Origin of the sequence: Streptomyces sp. NPDC059455 (assembly GCF_042750115.1) — a bacterium.
Classification (GTDB): domain Bacteria; phylum Actinomycetota; class Actinomycetes; order Streptomycetales; family Streptomycetaceae; genus Streptomyces; species Streptomyces endocoffeicus.
Window position 1 is genome coordinate 1 of record NZ_JBHYVB010000067.1, and the last position, 4,194, is coordinate 4,194.

The 4,194-nt window shown below is 70.0% G+C and carries 5 protein-coding genes; all 5 read left to right on the forward strand.

Features of this window, described 5'->3' with window-relative positions:
• Positions 1 to 224 precede the first annotated feature (224 nt).
• Positions 225 to 1,040, forward strand: coding sequence for a phosphatase (locus ACFXB5_RS23900; RefSeq protein ID WP_385211282.1), 816 nt, complete (start codon positions 225 to 227; stop codon positions 1,038 to 1,040).
• Between the two features lie 129 nt (positions 1,041 to 1,169).
• On the forward strand, positions 1,170 to 1,379 hold the full coding sequence (locus tag ACFXB5_RS23905) for a helix-turn-helix domain-containing protein (RefSeq protein ID WP_014053989.1): 210 nt from the start codon (positions 1,170 to 1,172) through the stop codon (positions 1,377 to 1,379).
• Between the two features lie 128 nt (positions 1,380 to 1,507).
• Entirely contained in the window at positions 1,508 to 1,606 is a 99-nt protein-coding gene (locus ACFXB5_RS23910) for a 30S ribosomal protein bS22 (protein ID WP_003948845.1), read from the forward strand.
• 212 nt (positions 1,607 to 1,818) lie between these two features.
• Entirely contained in the window at positions 1,819 to 2,862 is a 1,044-nt protein-coding gene (locus ACFXB5_RS23915) for an NAD-dependent epimerase/dehydratase family protein (RefSeq protein WP_385211285.1), read from the forward strand.
• Between the two features lie 14 nt (positions 2,863 to 2,876).
• Positions 2,877 to 3,923: a lysophospholipid acyltransferase family protein gene (locus ACFXB5_RS23920; RefSeq protein WP_201858447.1), complete on the forward strand. Its 1,047-nt coding sequence runs from the start codon at positions 2,877 to 2,879 to the stop codon at positions 3,921 to 3,923.
• Positions 3,924 to 4,194 lie beyond the last annotated feature (271 nt).

Below are 4,194 nucleotides of genomic sequence, written 5' to 3' on the forward strand. Positions count from 1 at the left end.
CGAGAGACACAGCCCCGACCCCACCGTGTGGGGGTCCCCCGGGGTGGGGGTGCGCGGCGGGGCGCCCCCCAAGACGCTCAACCCGGGGCTCCGCCCCAGACCCCGGGGCCCAGGGGCGGAGCCCCTGCCACGCGGCGGACACCCCCTGGCGGCCGTTACGCCAACCGTGGGGTCTGTGCGCGTATCCGGGCGGCCGAGGGGATGGGTCCGCCAGCATCGGTGGTGTGTTGAGTACCGCGGCGCTGCGCGCGCATCTGCTGGCGGCCGGGCTCGCCGGGCCCGTGGCCACGAGCCGGGAGGAGAGCCTGCGCCGCTATCGGCTCTTCGTGGCCCGGGACCCCCGGGTGCTGCTCGGGCTGGAGCCCGAATACGACTGGTCCTTTATGGAATTGCTCGGCCTGATGGGCGAGAAATGCGGGGTTTCGATCGACCCGGCCAATGTTTCGGGGCCGGATATGATCGATCCGGAGCTGACGATCGCCGCGCTGGACGCCTTCGCGGACCGGCTGCGCGGTGCCGCCCGGGACCGGCTCCCGGTGCTCCTCGGCACCGGCCATCCCCACCGTCTCCTCGGCTTCTACGCCGCGTTGGCGTCGGCGCTCTCGGCGGCGGGCTGCCGTGTCCTCACTCCCGCGCAGGGTAGATGTATCGACATAACGACGCGATTCGGCGTACGTACCCACCGGCTCGCCTACGTACGAGGTGTCGCGATGGTGCGGGCACCCGGCGCTCGCCCGACCGCGAGTGAGCCGGGCGCCCACAGCCATTCACCGCTCCCGGTTCGGGTCGCCCTCGGCCGCGCCGCGGAGTCCGGCGGACCCCTGCCGGGACTGGTCATCGGGGACCACGGATGGGTCTGCGGAGCAGGTCAGCTGGGCTTTGAGGCCATCGGGCCAGGGGACACCAACGACCCCGCGCTGTTCGTCGGGGAGGCCGAGGGGCGGGTGTCCGTCGCCGTTCCGCTTGATGACGGTGTGCGGTCTGGTTACTACCGGCCGATTACTCGCTATGTACTCAATCGAGCGTGTCTGTCACAGTAGGCGTCCGATCGCTACTCCTCTTCCCCACTTGCATCACCCGCCCCTAACCTGGGGTGGAGCGCGCATGCGACCAGGAGTCACCGGAGGGGAAGCCGGTGCCCGACATGTGCGGAAGGTTCAGGTGTTGTCATGGCTGCTGGCGAACGGCCTCTGAACGAGGTTCAGTTTCTGACCGTGGCGGAAGTCGCCTCGGTGATGCGAGTGTCCAAGATGACCGTGTACCGCTTGGTGCACAGTGGTCATCTGCCGGCGATCCGGGTGGGCAGGTCTTTCCGGGTCCCAGAGCAAGCGGTTCATGAATACCTCCGCGAATCGTATGTGGGGGTGGAGTCCGCCTAGGCCGTTTCCGGGCCTGGGGAGGACCCTCGGATTACGTGGTTCGCTCGGCGGCGGGTAGGCTGGCCCGATGTAGGTCGTGTGGGCTCGGACGCCCCGCACCGAGTGAATCGAAGTGAGCGAGGGTAGTCGTGGGCTCTGTTATCAAGAAGCGGCGCAAGCGGATGGCCAAGAAGAAGCACCGCAAGCTGCTCAAGCGCACGCGCGTCCAGCGTCGCAACAAGAAGTAAGCAAGCGACGCTGTGTTCGTCCCGCAGCCCTCCCACCACCGGTGGGAGGGCTGCGGTGCGTGGGTGGCAGCGGCCTGAAGCCACGTTCGCCCCTTTGGCCCCGGCTTAAAACGTCGCACCGCGCGGCGAGTGGTCATCACAGCGCAACACCGAGCGGTTACGGTGTTCGGCACAGCCCGGCTCGGACGAGTGTGGGAAGGAAGGCGCTGATCTTGGGAAAGGTCGTGCTCGTCACCGGAGTCGCTCGTCGGCTGGGAGGCCGTTTCGTCCGGCGCATACAGCGCGAACCCGATGTGGAGCGGGTGATCGGCGTGGACGCCGTGCCGCCCGAACACCACCTCGGCGGCGCCGACTTCATCCGGGCCGATATCCGTCATCCCACGATCGGGAAACTGCTCGCCGAATACGGCGTCCACACCGTCGTCCACATGGATATCAACGGCACTCCGCTGGGCGCGCGCGGCAATCGCGCCTCGGTCAAGGAGACCAATGTCATCGGCACCATGCAGCTGCTCGGCGCCTGCCAGAAGGCCCCGTCGGTGCAGCGGCTGGTGGTGAAGTCCAGCACCAATGTGTACGGCTCCGCGCCCCGCGACCCCGCCGTCTTCAGCGAGACCACCCCGCCCAAATCCCTCCCCAGCGGTGGCTTCGCCAAGGACACCGTCGAGGTCGAGGGATATGTCCGCGGCTTCGCCCGGCGCCGCCCCGATGTCGCGGTGTGCGTGCTGCGCTTCGCCAACATCCTGGGGCCGTGCGCGGACTCCCCGCTCGCCGAGTACTTCGCGCTGCCCGTGCTGCCCACCGTCATCGGCTACGACCCGCGGCTCCAGTTCGTCCATGAGAAGGACGCCATCGAGGTGCTGCGGATCGCGGCCTCCGAGCCGCGCCGGTCCACGCTCAACAGCGGCACGTTCAACATCGCCGGAGACGGGGTGCTGCTGCTCTCCCAGGCCGCCCGGCGGCTCGGCCGCCCGACCCTGCCGCTGCTGCTGCCCACCCTGCGCTGGGCCCGCACCGCGCTGCGGTCCCTCGGCATCACCGACTTCTCGCCCGAGCAGGTCCGGCTGCTCACCCACGGCCGGGTCGTGGCCACCACCCAGATGCGCGAGACCCTGGGATTCGAACCCGAGCACACCACCGCCGGTGCCCTCGCGGACTACGCGCACAGCCGCGGCCCCGGGCTGCTCCCGCCCGAGACCCTCGCCCGTACCATCGACCGGCTCGCCGCGCTGCTGCCCGCCGGCGCCCAGCCTTAAGGAGCGCAACCACCATGGCGGACGCCAAGGTCATTCCGTTCGGTGAGGAACCCCGGTCGTCCCGGAGGAAGGTCCCCCGGCTGGGCCGTGGCGGCCGCTCCCAGGGCTCGCTCAAGCCCGTACCGCAGCAGCGCGACGAGGCGCTCGAGCACCGCCCCCAGACGGCGGCCGCGGCCGTGCCGCCCCTGCCGCCCGACCCGCCGAAGCCCGCCCCGGGCAGCGGCGACTGGGAGCGCAAACTGGCCCACGGACTGAGCTTTCTGCGCCGCCGGATCACCGGGGACTACGAGGTCGACGACTTCGGCTACGACCACGATCTGACCGAGCAGGTGCTGATGTCCCTGCTCCGCCCGCTGTCCGACAAGTACTTCCGGGTCGAGGTGAAGGGGATCGAGAACATCCCCGACAGCGGCGGCGCGCTCGTCGTCGCCAACCACTCCGGGGTGCTGCCGCTGGACGGGCTGATGCTCCAGGTCGCGGTGCACGACAACCACCCGGCCAAGCGCCATCTGCGGCTGCTCGCGGCCGATCTGGTCTTCGTGCTCCCGGTCATCAACGAGCTGGCCCGCAAAGCCGGGCACACCCTCGCCTGCGCCGAGGACGCCCAGCTGCTGCTGGAGCGCGGCGAGGTGGTCGGGGTGATGCCGGAGGGCTTCAAGGGGATCGGCAAGCCGTTCTCGGAGCGGTACAAGCTGCAGCGCTTCGGGCGGGGCGGCTTCGTCTCGACGGCGCTGCGCGCGGGGGCGCCGATCGTGCCGTGCTCGATCGTGGGCGCGGAGGAGATCTACCCGATGGTGGGGAACGCGAGGACCCTGGCCCGGCTGCTCGGCATTCCGTACTTCCCGATCACGCCGACCTTCCCGCTGCTCGGGCCGCTGGGCGCGGTGCCGCTGCCGACGAAGTGGACCATCCAGTTCGGCGAGCCCATCCCCACCGACGGGCATCCGCCGGAGGCGGCGGACGACCCGATGCTGATGTTCAACCTGACCGACCAGGTACGAGAAACGATCCAGCACACGCTTTACAAGTTGCTCGTCCAGCGGCGGTCGGTGTTCTTCTGAGGGTTGCCCGGCCGGGCGGGGAGGGCGGTGCGGCCCCCCAGACCGACGGACGGAGTCCGGCGCAGCCGGCCGAAGCTGGGGAGGCCCTCCAGGGCCGAGCCATGCGAGGGTGGCCGGAAGAGGGGCCAAGTTGCTCGTCCAGCGGCGGTCGGTGTTCTTCTGACGGCTTGGTCCCTGGGGGTGGTGTGCTGTACGCCACACCAAACCCACGGTCGCATTAGGCCTCAGCCGGACGAAGCTGGGGAGGGACACCCGGGGCGTGCGAGGCGTG